Source organism: Flagellimonas nanhaiensis, from assembly GCF_003382275.1.
Classification (GTDB): Bacteria; Bacteroidota; Bacteroidia; order Flavobacteriales; family Flavobacteriaceae; genus Flagellimonas; species Flagellimonas nanhaiensis.
Map to the genome: position 1 here is coordinate 1,188,310 of NZ_QTJX01000001.1, position 18,114 is coordinate 1,206,423.

General features: G+C 39.8%; 17 protein-coding genes. 6 read left to right on the top strand and 11 right to left on the bottom strand.

Annotated features, from left to right (window positions below; all coding sequences use genetic code 11):
• Position 1 precedes the first annotated feature (1 nt).
• Entirely contained in the window at positions 2-463 is a 462-nt protein-coding gene (locus DX873_RS05395; RefSeq protein WP_116183471.1) for a (2Fe-2S)-binding protein, read from the bottom strand.
• Positions 464-634: 171 nt separating this feature from the next.
• On the opposite strand from DX873_RS05395, the gene DX873_RS05400 reads away from it, so the two are divergent.
• Entirely contained in the window at positions 635-1,720 is a 1,086-nt protein-coding gene (locus DX873_RS05400; protein WP_116183472.1) for a vWA domain-containing protein, read from the top strand.
• A gap of 75 nt (positions 1,721-1,795) precedes the next feature.
• The gene (locus DX873_RS05405; RefSeq protein ID WP_116183473.1) at positions 1,796-2,728 is read left to right on the top strand and encodes a 3-keto-disaccharide hydrolase; all 933 of its coding nucleotides are present in this window, start codon (positions 1,796-1,798) and stop codon (positions 2,726-2,728) included.
• 21 nt (positions 2,729-2,749) lie between these two features.
• Here DX873_RS05405 and DX873_RS05410 read toward each other — a convergent pair whose 3' ends face one another.
• The 5 genes from DX873_RS05410 to DX873_RS05430 form a co-directional block, all read right to left on the bottom strand.
• Positions 2,750-3,358: a 3-keto-disaccharide hydrolase gene (locus DX873_RS05410; RefSeq protein ID WP_116183474.1), complete on the bottom strand. Its 609-nt coding sequence runs from the start codon at positions 3,356-3,358 to the stop codon at positions 2,750-2,752.
• Between the two features lie 331 nt (positions 3,359-3,689).
• Complete coding sequence (locus DX873_RS05415; RefSeq protein WP_116183475.1) at positions 3,690-5,153, bottom strand: M14 family zinc carboxypeptidase; 1,464 nt, start codon at positions 5,151-5,153, stop codon at positions 3,690-3,692.
• 4 nt (positions 5,154-5,157) lie between these two features.
• Entirely contained in the window at positions 5,158-5,817 is a 660-nt protein-coding gene (locus tag DX873_RS05420) for a peptidoglycan recognition protein family protein (RefSeq protein WP_116183476.1), read from the bottom strand.
• A complete protein-coding gene (locus DX873_RS05425; protein WP_116183828.1) occupies positions 5,814-6,176 on the bottom strand; it encodes a 3D domain-containing protein in 363 nt (120 codons plus the stop codon). The genes DX873_RS05420 and DX873_RS05425 overlap by 4 nt, the downstream gene beginning before the upstream one ends.
• Before the next feature lie 118 nt (positions 6,177-6,294).
• Positions 6,295-7,167, bottom strand: a complete 873-nt coding sequence (locus DX873_RS05430) for a pirin family protein (protein ID WP_116183477.1) — start codon at positions 7,165-7,167, stop codon at positions 6,295-6,297.
• Between the two features lie 49 nt (positions 7,168-7,216).
• On the opposite strand from DX873_RS05430, the gene DX873_RS05435 reads away from it, so the two are divergent.
• Complete coding sequence (locus DX873_RS05435; RefSeq protein WP_116183478.1) at positions 7,217-8,551, top strand: serine hydrolase domain-containing protein; 1,335 nt, start codon at positions 7,217-7,219, stop codon at positions 8,549-8,551.
• A 298-nt stretch (positions 8,552-8,849) separates the two neighbouring features.
• Here DX873_RS05435 and DX873_RS05440 read toward each other — a convergent pair whose 3' ends face one another.
• On the bottom strand, positions 8,850-9,692 hold the full coding sequence (locus DX873_RS05440; protein WP_116183479.1) for a 1,4-dihydroxy-2-naphthoyl-CoA synthase: 843 nt from the start codon (positions 9,690-9,692) through the stop codon (positions 8,850-8,852).
• 362 nt (positions 9,693-10,054) lie between these two features.
• Between DX873_RS05440 and DX873_RS05445 the strand changes: the two genes are divergently transcribed.
• Positions 10,055-11,515 carry a tyrosinase family protein gene (locus tag DX873_RS05445; RefSeq protein ID WP_116183480.1) on the top strand — a complete coding sequence of 487 codons (1,461 nt, stop codon included), beginning with the start codon at positions 10,055-10,057 and terminating at the stop codon, positions 11,513-11,515.
• Between the two features lie 5 nt (positions 11,516-11,520).
• On the top strand, positions 11,521-11,979 hold the full coding sequence (locus tag DX873_RS05450) for a hypothetical protein (RefSeq protein ID WP_116183481.1): 459 nt from the start codon (positions 11,521-11,523) through the stop codon (positions 11,977-11,979).
• 612 nt (positions 11,980-12,591) lie between these two features.
• On the opposite strand, the gene DX873_RS05455 is transcribed toward DX873_RS05450, so the two are convergent.
• Together DX873_RS05455 and DX873_RS05460 are read right to left on the bottom strand one after the other, a co-directional pair.
• A complete protein-coding gene (locus tag DX873_RS05455) occupies positions 12,592-13,830 on the bottom strand; it encodes a glycosyltransferase (RefSeq protein WP_116183482.1) in 1,239 nt (412 codons plus the stop codon).
• A gap of 47 nt (positions 13,831-13,877) precedes the next feature.
• A complete protein-coding gene (locus DX873_RS05460) occupies positions 13,878-15,389 on the bottom strand; it encodes a DEAD/DEAH box helicase (RefSeq protein WP_116183483.1) in 1,512 nt (503 codons plus the stop codon).
• 235 nt (positions 15,390-15,624) lie between these two features.
• On the opposite strand from DX873_RS05460, the gene DX873_RS05465 reads away from it, so the two are divergent.
• Positions 15,625-16,488: a sigma-70 family RNA polymerase sigma factor gene (locus DX873_RS05465; protein ID WP_116183484.1), complete on the top strand. Its 864-nt coding sequence runs from the start codon at positions 15,625-15,627 to the stop codon at positions 16,486-16,488.
• A 426-nt stretch (positions 16,489-16,914) separates the two neighbouring features.
• On the opposite strand, the gene DX873_RS05470 is transcribed toward DX873_RS05465, so the two are convergent.
• Both DX873_RS05470 and DX873_RS05475 read right to left on the bottom strand, forming a co-directional pair.
• On the bottom strand, positions 16,915-17,277 hold the full coding sequence (locus tag DX873_RS05470) for a hypothetical protein (protein WP_116183485.1): 363 nt from the start codon (positions 17,275-17,277) through the stop codon (positions 16,915-16,917).
• Between the two features lie 16 nt (positions 17,278-17,293).
• The gene (locus tag DX873_RS05475; RefSeq protein WP_116183486.1) at positions 17,294-18,076 is read right to left on the bottom strand and encodes a hypothetical protein; all 783 of its coding nucleotides are present in this window, start codon (positions 18,074-18,076) and stop codon (positions 17,294-17,296) included.
• Between the last annotated feature and the right edge of the window lie 38 nt (positions 18,077-18,114).

Sequence of the window (18,114 nt, forward strand, 5' to 3'; positions counted from 1 at the left end):
ATCAACCCATGTTTTCCGCAGCAATCTTGACTGCATTCTTGATACGGGTGTAGGAGGCGCAACGGCAAATGTTACCGTGCATGGCATTTTCAATGTCTTCCTCGCTGGGGTTTGGGTTGCTCTCCAAAAACGCTGAGGCGGTCATAATCTGACCTGCTTGGCAATATCCACATTGAGGAACATCCACTTCTTTCCAGGCTTCTTGCACCGGATGTGTTCCATCTTCGGATAATCCTTCAATTGTGGTTATGGATTTTCCATCAATCTGGGCCAAGGTCAGCGAACAACTTCTCATAGCAGTTCCATCAACATGGATGGTGCAGGCTCCGCATTGGCCTATTCCACATCCATATTTGGTGCCCACAAGGTCTAAATGATCCCTTAGCACCCATAATACCGGAGTGTCTTCCGCAACATCAACTGTTTTGGAAGTTCCATTGACTTTGATTTGATACGTTGGCATAGTTGTCGAATTGAGTTTTAGTTTTGTTGAAGTTACCAAAATTTGAACTGAGTGCGTTTTTTTTAACAAGGACCAACTTTTTTTAACGTTTCTTTAAAGCTATTACTCAATCTCTAGGTAATTTTCACAGAAATTCAACGTTTTTCAAGAAGAACCTCAAATTCTTTGAAAATGAAAAATGTACGCAAGTTCATTGCACTTCTTTTGGTAGCTTCCGTTTTTTCCTGTGGTAATGCGGATGACGATGTCAGTTTTGATATCAATCAACGCGAACTGGGATTGGGCAAAGAACCCGATGACTGTCTTGGTTTTGAACAAAACGAATTGTTGTTGTCCATCCAGGATGAATACACTACCCTACCCGGGAAAGTATCCATACTTTTTAAAGTATCCGATGTGTCAGGGAACCCCATTTCAGGATTGACCGCTGATGAGTTCAAAATTTATGAGCAAGGAAGAAACGATGATTGTTTCAAAACTATTTCCTCTTCCGAATCTAAGGCTCGAATTTCATCCAATTCCCAAGTTTTTCAAAATAACACCTTACTTGTGTTGGACTTAAGCAATAGTGTTCTGCAAGGAAGTTTGGAGCAATTAAAATCCGCTTCTACGAGTTTTATCGACAACGTTATGCCCGATTCTACACCGGATTCCTTTAAAATGGCAATTTATTGGTTTGATGGTGAAGATGAACTACATCTTCTAAATGAACCAACTTCATCCGCTACCGAATTAATATCCGCTATAAACGGAATTGACACGAATATTAGCAACGACCCTTCCACGGACCTGTACGGTGCGGTAATCAAATCCACAGCTATTGCTGAGGGGTTAATAAAATCCAACAACGAGAATTCCATAATTGGAGCAGCATCGATTGTGCTGTTTACAGATGGAACTGACCAAGCTTCCAGATTTACTCAAGCCGAGGCTCTTCGTGCTGTCAACAATGCCAATAGAAACATTTCCTATTTCACCATTGGGCTTGGTGCAGAAATTGACACGGGCATATTGGAGGAAATTGGGAAGACCGCTAGTGTATTTGCCAATAACAAGGAAGAGTTAGAAGCTACATTCAACCAGATATCCCAGCGTGTGTCAGAACAGGCCAATAGCTTTTACCTGTTCGAGTATTGTACCCCTAAACGAGATGGTAGCGGGGACAACAATCTGGTCATTCAATTAACTCACGGAGGCCTCCAAGGAGCGGTCCAAACCAAGTTTTCTGCCAATGACTTTATTGGAGGGTGTGAATAGTGTTGTTTTCTGATCTTTGAGTTATGGGGTTGTACAAATATCCCGTATCTTGGGGCTCTTCTAAATTTTCACAACATGACTTTGTACCGTTTTATCGCTATTGTATTTCTAAGCTTGTCCTTGAATTTATCAGCCCAAACCATAAATCCCTTAGAAGGCAGGTGGGATTTGGAAATGGAGTTCAATGGCAAAACGGTTCCATCATGGCTGGAAATTAGGCATTCAGGACATGAAACTTTGATCGGTCGTTTTGTATTTGCTTTTGGAAGTGCACGACCTATTTCAGAAATTAAGACAGAGGGCGACTCCAAATTCAGTTTTAGTATTCCACGCCAATGGGAGCCTGAAGGCAGTGATATGGTCTTTAACGGCGAATTGATAGATGGAAACCTGAAAGGTTCCATGGTTTATACCGATGGCAGTGTGGTACAATGGACCGGGGTTAGAGCTCCAAAAATGGCGTATGTCGAAGACCCTGTTTGGGGCGAGCCTATACAATTGTTTAATGGTAAGGATTTAAGTGGTTGGCACACTGATGGAGAAAAAAAGCAATGGGTGATCAAAGATGGAGTTTTAATCAATCCTGAAGCAGGCTCAAATTTGATTTCTGACGAAAAATTCCAAAATTTCAAACTTCACGTAGAATTTCGTTACCCAGAAAAGAGTAATAGTGGAATTTATCTTAGAGGGAGATATGAGGTACAGATAGCGGACAACATGGGCTTGGACCCTATGGATATCTATTTTGGTGGGGTCTACGGCTTTTTAGAGCCCAATGAAAATGCTGCTAAAGCTGCAGGTGAATGGCAAACCTACGATATAACCCTTATAGGTCGTAGGGTGACCATTGTGGCTAACGGGCGTACTGTTATCAATGACCAGACCATACCGGGAATAACCGGTGGAGCACTTGACAGCAAAGAAGGGGAACCAGGTTCCTTTATGATTCAAGGAGACCATGGTCCTGTGGAATACAGAAGCTTTGTAGTCACTCCTGCAAAATACTAGACTAAATCACGGCTAAGTTTTTTATTGAACCTGTATGGGTTTCAATTTAATGTTTCTCCATTTAACCTTGATTCCTCCGCCATCATGGATTTGAAGAGCGATTGCTCCTTCCCCCTGGCCAATTTTTTCGTCGTCCAAGGTTATCATTTCTACTCCATTGAGCCAAGTGGTCACACTAGTTCCATGAACCCGTATTCTCATGGTGTTCCATTCGCCCATTTTTAGATTCTTATCTTTTTCTGCGTCAGGTTTGATCAACCAGCCCCTTCCATAGGATTCATAAATTCCACCTGTATGTTTTTGTGGCGGAGCAACTTCCACCTGCCATCCACTCACTTTAGTGCCTTCAAAAGTAGATCTGAAAAATACTCCACTATTACCATCATTTTCCTGTTTGAATTCCAGGGTCAAATCAAAATTCTTATAATTGGCCTTGGTGGATAAATAGCCATATTCTGCTTTGGGACCACTTTCACAGACCAATTCTCCATTTTCAACATACCATTTTTCCTCTCCGTGTTTTACCCAATCATCCAAATCTTTGCCGTTGAACAAATCAATTGAGGTTTCTTGGGCATTGCCCATTTGAAAGGATGCAAGACTAAGAAGTGCTAGTACAAGATATTTCATGTTTGTATAGATTATTTGAGCTTTTAAGATAACGAATCTTGTCCTATTCCAGCGAGTAAAGACCCAAACATAGTAGGGTTTTTAGACCAACGGTTGTTTAATTAATATAGACAACAACTAATTACACCTTAAAGGGCAACAATAAGGTTTAACTCAAAGAAAATGTTATGGGTGTAATCAAAGAAATTATTCAGAACAGTGCGATTGGACCTCTCTCCAATGGCTACAAAAGTTTAGTGTTATCACTATTCCTATCCATTGTATGTACACTAGTTATCATGTTTATCCTTTTGATGATTTATGGATTTAGCATGAACATTCAATTTGGATATTAACGTAAAATCAGTGCATTCCCAAAGTTTTGGTCTTCAATCGGCTTTGAAAGGTCGATTAAGAAGCCATTTATAACTGCATGTGTGAGTACACCTCCTTTTTCCAGAAAGAATGTGGGATTCACCCCTGGTTTTAGAATAAAGTCCGGAACAGTATAGGTATCAGAAATAAAATGTCCAGGAAGTTCAGAATATGGAATTGGGGGAAGGAAATCGGTTTTGAAATATCCATAACCCGATTTAAAGGGACTTCCTTCAGCATTCCACAAAGCCCTGGTATTGGTATTCATTGATCTTGGATAGATCTTTGGGGCCACTACTTTGTAACCAGATGCATCAAAAGTTTCGTATCCAAAATAGGTAGAAAGATCCCCTTGATCAACAAGTGAGCTTTTGTAGTAAAAATGGTTATGACCTTCGAGGTCAACTTCTTGTCGATGTATGCCCAAATCCAAAATATAGTCCTTGCCCAAGAGTTCATAGGTGACGTTCTCAATTTTTAAATCGAAAAGCTTGCGGTCATTTCTTGGAATCTTTTCATAATCTTCAATGGGTATATTTTTATAGGAATCTTTAGCTATGGTGTAAAGAGCGGAAAGGATAGAAACATAGTTTAATTTTCTAATTTCCTGCTTTTCCCGGTCATTTGCATACCCTCCTGACTCAATTAAAATAAGGCTGGTCCCCCATTTGGCAATGTTATCGCCAAAGGCGCGAGGTTCAAAATCATCACTATAGCGACCTACTTGTCCTGGTGCATATTTTTGGATGATGTTGTTCATGTAGACTATGACCTTCATGGCATTGGAGCGTATCTCGTTGATGTCCTTTTCATAATTGAAAGCCGTTGCCAAATAAGAAATGGTGGCAGGCTTATCTGTAAGCTCCGCATTGTAATAGGTGCTTTGATCGTGCAGGTTGAATCCAAAATCAGCTTCAAGACTATCCCTGACCCGTTTCAATGTCCTTCCTTCAGGTGACTGCAGCCTTAAAGCATCCCGGTTGATGTCTATGCCCAAGGTATTTCGCCTTTGAAACACTTCTGCCCCATCTGGGTTGAGCATGGGCAAAAAGTGTAGTGTTAAATTGGAAAGTATTTCCTGTTTTTCTTCCTCGAATTCAGGGGCGTCCAAAAAATTAAGAATATCAAAAATAGCTTGAGTGGCCGTGGGTTCGTTTCCGTGCATTTGCGACCACAAAAAGACATTGATACTTCCAGATCCAATACTTATCAGATGCAATCCTCTACCCTCTATGGATTCTCCCACTTTTTTTACGTGAAATTTGGGATTGGCCTGAAAATTCTGAATCAACGGTTGAATTTGATGGTGTTTAATCCTTCTTTTATTTAAAGAAGGCTCTTTATAAGTGGCATAGGTTTCATATAGATTTGAAGTAAGGTCTTGGGCGTTTGAACTAAGTGTGGTAATCGCCAATAGCAATAAGAGTATTCTGGTCAACATAGTACTATTTTGATGGAACGGGTTTAAAGTTAAGTTTTTTAGTTGCTTTTCGAACTTTGTTCATAAAATCCAATCCTGGATCGGTTTTTTCGGTTCTATAGCCATCATCCACTTCCAGCCAAAGCGGGTGACTTTCAAATAAGGTATATTCTTGATGACCAATGACATATTCTATGTCATATTTTGAAGCTAAGTAGTTCACTAAAAAAATGTTGGACTTTAATTGCTTCCGGGTCAATGGTAGGTTCTCTGTGCCGCCCACATTTTCAATTCCAATTGCACAATGGTTAAGGCCAATGGTATGCCTTGCCATAGTTGTTTCGGGCATCAGCCTATAAATAGTTCCATCTTGATCCACCAAAAAATGCGAAGAAACATTGAGCCCACTCACACTTTCTATGTCCGGTCGCCAATTGGGCAATGTGGGTCTGTTGAAGGCTTCAAAAGACTTTTTAAGGGTTGGGATAGCGGTCCAATGCAAAACAACCATTTTAGGGACTATTGTAGGCGATTCTTGCTGAAGGTTATATCGATTCAATAAATACTCCTTGGTTAGCTCAACACGCTGCTCATCAAAAAGTATAGGGATGTCCACAATGGACTTACTCGAGGAACACGAAACTAAAAACATTGCTAAAAAAGCAAACATTAGCCTAATTTTCATTTTATAATATTTGTAGTAGATGTATCTAAAGGAACGGCATAACATATGAACAACTTTTTCTTTCCCCAATTTCTTGCCTTTTTTACATTTTGCCCCATGTAAATATCGATTCTGTTCTTCCATCTCCTGTGCATTTTGTCCTTTACATAGAACGTATCTGGAAAAGTATCGATTTTTACCATGGTGTTGTGGGTCAATCCCAAAGAGATTAAATCCCTGGACACGGCAATACATTTCATTCCAGGTTTTAGGGTATCCCCCCAAGCGGCAATGTTAGGGTCTATGCTATCTGTCTGCCATGCTACCGAATTGTACGCTGAGGCGGTAACTTCATGGGCTATCCACTCTAACTCCTTCATTGGTTTTTCTTCGGGAATGGGAGCTTCCTTACAAGAAATCAAAAGAACGAAACCAAGAAATATTTGCTTCAAAAGGATGAAAGTATGATTGCTATTCTAAAATTACATATTCTTTGGTTTATTTGGGCAGCGGAACATAGGTATCATCGTTTTTCATCATGGGAAAAGTCTTGTCCTTCCAAGCCTTTTTTGCAGCCTCTATTTTATCCTTACTTGAGGAGACAAAATTCCAGTAGATGTGTCTTTCCTCCGGAAAGGGCTCACCCCCAAACAATATTAGATGGGTATTGGGTTCCAATTCTAATTTACAAGTGTCCTCTACCTTAGAAACCAAGATATTTCCCTTACCTACTTTTTCATCACAGGCCTTTAGGCCTCCTTCTACAATACAAATACCGATTTCTCCTTTTAATTTTCCGTTTACATTAAGAGCATACTGGGACACATTCTTAACTTCCACCATAAATAGCGGAGAATATGTAGGTACTGGGGATTTTTTTCCATAACCCTCTCCAGCTACCAAGGTAAACTCTGTTTCTCCATCTTTCCACTTGGGGAGCTTATCACCCTCAATATGATGGAACTCAGGTTCCATTTCTTCCAGTTCCTTGGGTAAAGCCACCCATATTTGATAACCGTGTGCAGTAAAAGTGGTGCCATTGCGTAATGCGCCAGGCGTTCTTTCGGTGTGGGTGACCCCTTTTCCGGCAGTCATCCAGTTCACTGAGCCAGGTTTAATAGGTTGATATGTACCTAGACTATCTTGGTGCAATATCTCTCCCTCCAACATAAAGGTCAGGGTGGACAGCCCAATATGGGGATGCTGGTCCACATCCATATATTTGGTTGGACCAAGTTGGGTAGGCCCCATGTGGTCTATAAATATAAACGGACCTATCATTCTCTTTTTTCGAAAAGGAATCAGTCTGCCTACGATAAAATCTCCGATATCACGGCTTCTTTCTTCTATGATCATTCCAAGGTTGGACATAGGTTTAATGCTTATATTTAGCAGCAGAAAAATACGATAAATCTTGATCATGAAACTACTTAAGCGTACGCTCCTACTCCTAGTTGTGGTGATAGGAGTGGTTATCTACCTAAACTATTCCAAATTGAACATTATTTCTGGATATGCTGCCAAAAATATGGCTTCTGGTGTATTTGTTGCTGAACGCTCCGCTGCGTCAATGAACCAGAACGACAACAATGTTCCCATGATAGAATTGGCAGATACGGAAGTAAATCAGGATGAAAAATCTGCATCATCCAAGGTTTATGGATTTATGGAACGTAAGGCCGTTTTTAGAGAAGGACTGGGAACTGTTTTGATAAATGATGAATATGAACCCAATAAACTCACCATCAAACCAAATAGGAATAGACCATTGGATACCGTGCCTTATCCCTATGGACAGGCAACTCCAAAGGATACATTGTTTTCCAATGTGGACGTGAACCAGCTCAATAAGGCCTTTGCTTTGGCTTTTGCCAATCCCGAAGCACAAAAGACACGTACCATGCTCGTTCTTTACAAAGGTCACTTATTGGCAGAGAAATACATTGATGGATTTACTCCCGAAACTCCAATTTTAGGGTGGTCTATGACCAAAAGCGTGTTGGCCACATGTTTTGGGGTCTTGGAGCACCAAGGCAAGGTTGAAATGGATTGGCCAGCTCCCATTACAGAATGGCAGGAGGATGACCGAAAAGAGATAACCTTAAACCATCTCCTAAGAATGCAAAGTGGATTGGAGTGGCAAGAAGACTACACCAAGATTTCTGATGTTACTAGAATGTTGTTTTTGGAAAGCGATATGACCCAATTGCAAAAGGAAAAACAACCTGTTGCCAAACCCACCGAGATATGGAACTATTCTTCAGGGACCTCTAACCTACTTTCGGGTATATTAAGGCAGCAGTTTAGAAGCCATCAGGAATATCTGGATTTCCCATACTCATCCTTTATTGATAAAATTGGGATGTACTCCATGGTACTTGAAGCTGATATTGCCGGAAATTATGTAGGATCTTCATACGCTTGGGCAAACACCAGGGATTGGGCACGGTTTGGACAGCTTTATCTTGATAAAGGAAGCTGGAATGGTGAACAGATTTTTGACGCAGGCTGGGTGGATTACATTACCGAACCAACTTTACACTCCAACGGGGAATACGGAGCACATTTTTGGTTGAATGCGGAAGAGAAATACCCTGATGTTCCAAAGGATTTGTTCTCATGTAATGGCTATCAAGGGCAACATGTGTTTGTGATTCCCTCCAAGGATTTGGTTGTTGTACGTACTGGATTGGCAGAAGAACCTGAATTTGATGCCAATAAAATATTGTCAGCTATCGTAAAATCTATACACTAAATCGATGTGATATGCCAAAAATGACGGCAAACCACAATAAAGTATCACTTCACAACAATAATTTCATTTACGGAAACACTGGTGGTACATTTACCATGTAATTAATTAGAAAGTAAATTTTTTCATTTTCATATAGTGTTCTCGTAAAAGAGTCTTGACCCAAGTGGCAAGGCTCTTTTTGGTTTAAGGCACTTTTAATTTAACAGGAGGACACGAATTGCACAAATTATCTCGAAAATTCGTTAGCTCTGCTTCATGAGCGAAGATTATAATTGTTCATTGTCTATTGGCCATTGAACTACGGAATCCATTTATCTTTCCCGAAATTGGGCTTTCGTTTTTCCAAAAACGCGTTTCTACCCTCTTTAGCTTCATCGGTCATATATGCCAAACGTGTAGCTTCACCAGCAAATACTTGTTGACCTACCATACCATCATCGGTAAGGTTCATGGCAAACTTTAGCATTTTTATGGAAGTTGGTGATTTAGCCAACACCTCCTGGGCCCATTGGTATGCCGTATCTTCCAATTCCGCATGGGGTACTACCGCATTCACCATTCCCATTTCATAAGCTTCCTGAGCGGAATAGTTTCGACCCAAAAAGAAAATTTCGCGGGCTTTTTTCTGTCCCACCATTTTGGCCAAGTATGCAGACCCGTATCCTCCATCAAAACTGGTGACATCGGCATCGGTCTGTTTAAAGATGGCATGTTCTTTACTGGCCAGGGTCATATCACAAACCACATGAAGGCTATGTCCGCCCCCAACTGCCCAACCGGGCACTACGGCAATGACCACTTTGGGCATAAATCTTATCAATCGTTGTACCTCCAGAATATTCAACCTATGGTAACCATCTTCCCCCACATAGCCCTGATGTCCCCTAGCCTTTTGATCTCCACCACTACAGAAAGCCCATTTTCCATCCTTTGAAGAAGGCCCCTCAGCAGAAAGCAATACTACTCCAATGGAAGTATCTTCCTGGGCATCATAGAAAGCTTTATAGAGTTCACTGGTTGTTTTAGGCCGGAAAGCATTGCGTATATCCGGACGATTGAAAGCAATACGTGCTACTCCGTCACATTTTTTATAGGTTATATCTTCAAATTCTATGGCAGTTTGCCAATCAATATTCTTCATGGTAACAATTATCTAGTGAAGCAAAAATATGGGATTAAAAGCAATTTTAATTTATTAGTGAATAGTCTTAATAGATTATCATGTCTGTCCTATGATTTCAATTACTTTACGTTTCCCTTTTTTAGACACAATCCCCACTAACCAAATTGAGAAGAACATAAGTGGATTATACGATGCCATGCTTCAGACAATCTAAATTCCTTATAGATAGAGCAAGATAAATAAAATGGGTAACTGGTTATTCAATATATAAAACTCTAAATAACAACCATTTACACATAAAAAAGTTCAATTCATACAATTTTTCTTACAAAACTTAGGGAATTCAATAACTTAAAGATGTATACAAAAAACTAAAAGGTATGGGCGATTTTAATAACGAAATTAATTCCCTTGATAGAAGGGTATTTATTAAGGGTTTGGGGTTGGTAAGTCTTGGTGTTGTTTCAGGATTAACCTTGGGAGGATGTGAGGGATGTGCGGAAAAGATACGTAATAGACCTATTAGGCGTCGATTAAGAACAGGGTCTCCAGAAGTGGATGCTGACATTGAAACCTATAGGGAAGCGGTTCAACTGATGAAGGGACTACCTTCAACTGATTCCAGAAGCTGGATTAACCAAGCAACAATTCATGGAACCATCGCAGGAGGATTTAATCAATGTCAGCACGGGACTGATCATTTCTTCTCATGGCATAGAGCATATTTATATTTTTTCGAGAAAATCTGTCAAGAGTTAACAGGTAATCCAGATTTTGGTCTCCCCTATTGGAATTGGAACCAAAATCCTGGCATCCACAGTGCATATCAAGATACAAGTAGTGCTCTTTTTGAATCAAGAAACACGAACGACCTTTCCAACGTTTGGGCGGTTTCAGATGATGCACTTAATACTATTTTTGATGACACCAACTTTTTTACGTTCAGCTCTCAAATAGAAGGCACTCCCCACAACACAGTTCATAGTGTAGTGGGGCAAACTATGGTAACCGGAGGCTCACCGTTGGACCCAATTTTTTGGAACCACCATTGTATGGTTGATTATTGCTGGGCAAAATGGAACATTGAAATGGAAAATGACAATCCCAACGATACCGCATGGGGAGGGACCGAATGGGACCACTTTGTGGACGGTGAGGGAAACCCTGTCACTATGTCGGCAGCCCTTACCACGGTATTACCATTACTCAGTTATCAATATGAAACAAGTGCTATTGGAGATTCTAATGAAACTTTTAGCATTGCCAGTAATAGAGAGTTCAAAAAAATTGAAAAAAGAGTTCGGGAAGGAACCAATGTCAAAATGGATATCAAACAAAGAATGCGACTATCAGATAGAGATTCGATTAGTTTGTTAACTCCTTTTTCCAGTGTTAAAAATATTTCTGGCAGTAATTTTTCCCGTATCTTGAATAAACCGAATTTTGAAGAGAACATTTTTGTCAGCGTCAAATATGAGGACTTGCCGCCAACAAACGACTTTTTTGTAAGGGTTTATATAAACATGCCAGATGCAAACCTAGCTTCATCCATTGAAGATGTTCATTTTGCGGGAAGTTTTGCTTTTTTTGGCACGAATAAAACAAGTAACGAGTTTCATGGTTCAGGTCATAAAAGACATCAACCGAATTTTTTGGTAAACATTACTCCGACCCTTAGGAAATTGAGACAAAACCAGTTGTTGACCGACAATGATTCCATATCCGTGCAACTGGTTCCGGTGGCTATAAGTGGACGGACTTTGAGTGAGGATTTGAGTAAACTAATCCTCAATGAATTAGAAATTATAGTAACACCAATTGAGATAGAAACAAAACAATAGTTCGCATGGTCACCAAGATTATGGCAATTGCAATTTTTTCATTTTTTTATAATTCTGTTGAATCTTGCTCTAATCCGGATAAAACCAATCAGGAAATTGTTGATATTGTGGAAACACAAGAGGAGGAAACCATTAATTTAAACTTGGGGCATCTTAGCTACCGGCAAAAGATTGGTTCGGACAAAGATGGTAAGGGAAGTGAATTCATAAAAATCCAAGTTGTGGACGTTACCAACCCAAAGCTGCATTCAATTGCTGTTGAGGTATTCCATCTTGAAAACGGCACAGAAAATATATTGGGTTCTTTTGCGCTTTATCCATCAGATAATATTGGAAACTTTTTGATCGCTACACAAGGTAAACTAAACCCAGGCGGAATGGTTCTTCTTAAACTGGTAGTACCAGAAACCACAAAACAATCAGATTCAGTCAACATAACACTAAAAAAGGTCAGCTTTCTTTAAGACCACAATTGTTCGCAATAATCTAGTTTGGAGGTGTGGCGACCCAATGGGACACCCAATTTGGTACGGGCACCAAAGATGTGGCTTTCGTAAATAACCTTATTGATTATATGGATAAAAATTACACGATTGATTTAAAACGGGTGTATGCCACGGGTTTTTCAAATGGAGGTTTTTTGTCATGCTAGGATGTGAGCTGCCCCAGAAAACAAGCTGTGATCAATCTTATAAAGTCCCTGTTTTTATGATTCATGGATCAAACGACGTTACCGTAGTTCGAAAACTGTGTCCTTTGAATCGACCCAAGGGTCAATAGTTTTTTTTGCGCAACAATCCAACTGCGGTTTAAATCCGATAGTTACAGATTTACCCGATACTGATTCGAACGACAATTCAACCGTTACCAAATACGAATTTGTGAATTGTGACGAAGGTGCCCCTTTTGTATTCTACGATATTATAAATGGAGGCCATACATTACCCGATGCCTTGGATATTGGAGGTTTGGTGACCAATAGGGATGTCAATGCCAATACCGTTATCTCGATTTTTTTAAGGGCATTGTGCATCCCAATCTTTGAATTGCAAAAGCTCGGATATAACCCTAAAGGGTTAATGCTTGTTCTTTTCCTGAATCCATTTCCCCATATATTTAGTTGCAGTCCGCTCTTGTTGGCTCAATAAACGTCCAACTAAGTTTTGAGTTCGATGTTTGGGCAACTGTTCCTGCAATTCCTTTAAACGGTTCAAGAGCGTTTTTTGAAGTGATTGCCTTTGGTAATGGGTTTGTACTATGGCAATTCCATTGGCTTGGCTTTGCTCCCATTCGTCCTTATTTTGATAAAGTTCTAGGGCACTTTGTGCAAAAGTTGCCCATTCATTCGTAATGCATCCTCCCCAAGGTAAATCATCATGCATACCTTCAGCTCCCAAAGATGTCGTAACACTTGGGGTTCCATTTTGCATAGCATCTACCAGTTTACCTTTGATTCCGGCACCAAAAGACAATGGAGCCAAAAGCAATCTGCCATTTTTTAGAACTTGGCCCAAATCCTCTGCCCAACCTTTGATTTCAAAACCTTCCTGTGGTTTATGCATCTGAATGATTTGCTGAGGCAAATAAGCCCCGTAAACATGCAGCTTAGCTTTTGGCAAGCTTCTTCGGATAATAGGCCATATGGTATTCTTCAAAGTTTTGATGGCTTCAATGTTTGGTTGGTGTTTTCCATTTCCAATACAGATAAAATCCTTTCGTTCTTCAAATTTTGGCCAACTGGAGATTTCCTCTTTAGATAGACGCTCCAACATAAAAGGTAGATGCAACAACAAATTCTTTGGAATACCTATTTCATCAACTAGGATTTGTGTCTCAAAAGATGAAATCATCAGGGTAAGGTCTGAACGATAAATACTGGCCACCTCCCGCAAGGTCATGGAATGATCTTTCCAATGATCTAGGGAGAATTTCTCATCTTTCCGATGGCATTCCTCCCTTGATTTCCTGAGCGAATGTAGATCTTCTGTATTTAGAATTTTAACTGCATCTGGTGCTTGCTCAGAAACCCGCCATCCGAATTGCTCTTCTGTCATAAACCTGTCAAAAACCACATAATTGGGCTTAAGTTCTTTTACGAAGTCATCAAAGCTAGGATGGTTCAATTTAAACTCAACCTCCCTCACTCCTATTCCCACTAGGTCTAAACTATATTTGGACTTTGCTGCCGTTGATCCAAATACCACCTCAAAACCAAAATCAAGGAAAGCATGGATCAATTGTTCCATTCTGTTTCCCGCAGCTGTGGTACTGGGTTCTGGCCACACATGCCCGATAATCAATAGGATTGGGTTCATTTCAACTAAGTTCAGGTGTCAGGAAGCAGATATAAAAATCAGAATTACTACATCAAAGCTGCAAACTTTTTAGAGATGCTGGACCTTAATTTACGCTCATAATCTTCTTCCAACCACTCTTTATAGTTTTTGGTGTTGTTCATGATGCAATAAGAATACTGTTTTACCCTATAGGAGATTTCATCCTTGAGTTCCTTGGCCAAAAGTCTTGCATCAAAAACATCTTCACTGTTTTCCACACAGATTTGAGCATGCTGTTCGATACTTTTTTCCAAAACTTCCTTGGACTTTCTTCCTTGTGCAAATATTTTCTTGTACTCCTCTTTTACATCGAATGTAATATCTTCAGACTTGCCAAATTTTGCTCTAAGCTCTTCCGGCATTTCATAAACGAAGTCTCGCTCAATCTCCTCGTCATTTTTAATGTTCTCCAAATAAAAATCAGGAAAATGGAAAATCTCCTGCCAATCCACTGCAGCATCCCATGGCCCAAATCGTGCAATATTGTTACCCATGTCTATTACACTGAACTCATCCTTGTTGGGCAAAATTCTGGACCCTCTCCCTATCATTTGAAAATATAAGGTCAAGGACCTAGTGGCCCTGTTCAAAATAATGGATTGAACCGTAGGTTCATCAAAACCGGTGGTTAGTATACTTACCGAAGTCAGGATTGCATTGGGCGTAGTGGCAAACCAATCCAATATTTCCCGTCTTTCGGAGGCCGAATTCTTGTTGTCTAAGTGACGAATGTTGTACCCTGCCTTTTTGAAAGTTTCATACACATACAACGAGGTACTGATTCCGTTGTTGAAAATCAGGGTCTTGGTTCCCTTGGCAATCTCCTCATAAGCAGATACAAGTTTACCCAACATACTGTGGTTACCATAGAATTCATCCGAAGATTTTACGGTATAGTCACCATGTATTCCAAGTTTTAAAGTCTTAAGACTTACATCGTATTTATAAAGGTTGGCCTTGGCCAAAAACCTTTTTTCTATCAAGGATTTTATAGACTCCCCAATGATTAAATGCTTGTAGTGGTCCTTCATAGGAAGCTTGATGTTGGAACTTAAAGGTGTGGCCGTAACCCCTAAAATGGTAGAGTTCTTAAAATACTTGAACAGTTTTCTAAAGGAGTTGTAATGGGCCTCATCTATAATTACCAGACCAATATTATTGATGACCACCTTTTCTTCCTGCAGTCTATTGTTCAAGGTTTCCACCATGGCCACAAAGCACATGTATTCCTCCTGGTCGTACAGTTCCTTGACCTCGCTATTGATAATTTTATTGGAAACCCCAAAACCGTGGAGCATCTTGGAGGTTTGTTTACTCAATTCTATTCTGTGGGTGAGCACCATGACCTTTTTGCCCGTATTTTGGGTATACCTTCGGGTTATTTCGGAGAAAACCACGGTCTTTCCCCCTCCGGTGGGCAATTGGTACAAAATGTTGGTCCCCTGTGGAAGTTCATTGAGGTGCTTGAAAATTTTTTCAAGATCCTCTTGTTGGTAATCGTAAAGTGTTTTTTTGCTTTCCGCTCTTTTTACCTCCAAAGAAATTGGGTTATAGGGTTATCAATTAACAAACCTTACAAAATTAGGAGTTTTTTGGATTCAAGTAACGGGGTTTTATTTGAATTCTATTAAGATTCTATCAACACTCGTTACAACAACAAATAATTTCCAATCTACTGATAACATTTTGATAACAATAACAAATGTCGCTTGGAAAATAATATTTTATGCACTATTATGTAAGCTATATTCACCAGTAACCATAATTATATCCATGAGGCAATTAAAAATCATCAAGCAAGTCACTAACCGTGAGTCCAAATCCCTAGACAAATACCTTCAGGACATTAGTAAGATTGATTTGATCACTGCCCAAGAAGAAGTGGAATTGGCACAAAGGATAAAGGCTGGTGACCAAGCTGCCCTTGAAAAACTGACCAATGCCAATCTACGTTTTGTAGTTTCCGTTGCAAAACAGTACCAAAACCAAGGGTTAAAACTGCCCGATTTAATCAACGAAGGTAATCTTGGTCTGGTCAAGGCAGCACAAAGGTTTGATGAGACCAGGGGATTTAAATTTATCTCCTACGCCGTTTGGTGGATTCGCCAGTCCATCCTTCAAGCACTTGCCGAGCAATCCAGAGTGGTACGACTCCCATTGAACAAAATAGGTTCTATCAACAAAATCAAGAAAACGTTCTCCTATTTGGAACAGGCCCATGAAAGGCCTCCATCCGCAGAGGAAATTGCCAAGGAACTGGATATGACCATTTCTGAAGTGAAACAGTCGCTATCCAATACAGGAAGACATGTTTCCATGGATGCTCCCTTGAAAGAAGGCGAAACTTCAAGTTTGTATGATGTTCTTAATGTGGAAAATTCGCCAAAACCCGACAGGGGTCTAATGCACCAATCCCTGAATACGGAGATCAATCGTGCTCTGGACACATTATCTCCAAGGGAAGCAGATGTGATCAGACTATACTACGGTATCGGTGACCAACAATCTATGACCTTGGAAGAAATTGGAAGCACTTTTGACCTTACACGGGAAAGAGTACGTCAAATACGAGAGAAAGCAATACGTAAACTAAGGCATACCTCTAAAAGTAAAATCTTAAAATCCTATCTTGGATAAAGACAAATAAAAAAGGGAACGTAGCTACGTTCCCTTTTTTATGATATTCACTTAACTCAAGTCGTCAAGGACAATTCAGTTGGTTGATCTCAGATTCCACGAGTATGTTATTCAAATCCTGAATAAAGTTCAAATACGCCGTGTTTTCGTTGTTGGTATTTTTCATGGGGTAACTTTTTTCGGTGTTTGCTATAGGTAATCCAATTCAGCCAATTCGTTCACGCTTAGGATTTCGTTCAATTCTTGTAGAAATGCCAAATATTCTTCTCCGTAGGTATCGTACAACATGGTATTCTATGGTTTATTTTGGGGTCTTACTTACTAACGTAAACCTATTTGAAAGATTATGCTTATACAATAATTTGTGGTGAAAATGTGATTTTGAGTTGTGAAACGTTCCAGATAAAAGAATGGCTTTTATATTTTCTAGTCATCCGTTTCAAAAATGTCCAAGTTCAGCTCAAAATTGAGATCTAAATCTTTGTCTATTCGAGCAGGGCGTACATTGAATTCATCGTAGATAAAACATAGGTCCATAGAAAAACGTTTTTGTTCATCTTTAGGGGCAACCCGGAGTTTATGAAGCAAACCTTCATAGGTTTTAAGGGCTTTATCCTTAATCTTTGGATTTTCCGATGATTTCAACTTTTCCAGAAGCGCAAGGTCCTTTACGTCCCCGAATTCCAAAATCTGGTCCAGGAGCAAAAGTTTACAATCTATATCAGAGGCGTGTTCAAACAACTGATGAAAGATACTCTGGTGATATGCCGGTAAGGTATTATCTTCCATGATGTTTAGTTTGTCCCTACATATTTTTCAGGGCTTTGATCTCATAATCAAGCAATGATTCCACTTTGGGATATTCCATTAAGAAATGGTCGTATAGGAATTTCAAATATTTATAATCCTTGTCAGACTTGCAGGTAGTGTCCATTTGTTTAACAATGTCCAACAGTTCAACGGTATTCATCATCCGCAAACTGGGCATTACTTTTTGACATGCCACTTGGATTCCCTTAAGGTTCTGCATTTCCTGATTCAATTTTAGACTTCCAATGAATTCAAGAATGTTTTGCTTGTATATCCTAATGAATTCCTCCAGAAGCTCCATTTGCCCCATGCACTCTTCCAGCACAGGCTTAAGATTTACTTTTTGGGATGATATTCTGGTCTCCAGTACTTTTATTTCCATGCGAGCAACTTCATCTGGATTGGCCATGTCTTGGGATTTTTCTAAATCCCCAGCAACTGATTTTAGTTGGGCAACCAACTCTTTTTGTTCTTTGGTGAGCTTGGTGTTTTCAAAGGATTGAATCAGGGAGAATAACTTTTCAGATGGTTTTAGCTGCTTTTGGGGCCTCTCCAAAAGTTTGTTGGAAGAAGAAGGTTCAATTCCCATTTCCTGACATATTTGATCTAGTTGTCTCACTTCAGAAATGCCAAAAACCTTATCCTCTAGGCCGTTTTTGAAAACTTCGAACGATTTTTTAAGCTCTCCGGCTTCTACGATACCCAGCTCTTCATATGAAAAACTGCTCAATCCAATTTCCAATTTTTCCAGGTACCTCAATAATTCCCTTACCCCCAAACTAGTTTTGTTTATGATTAGTACACTAAAAATGTATA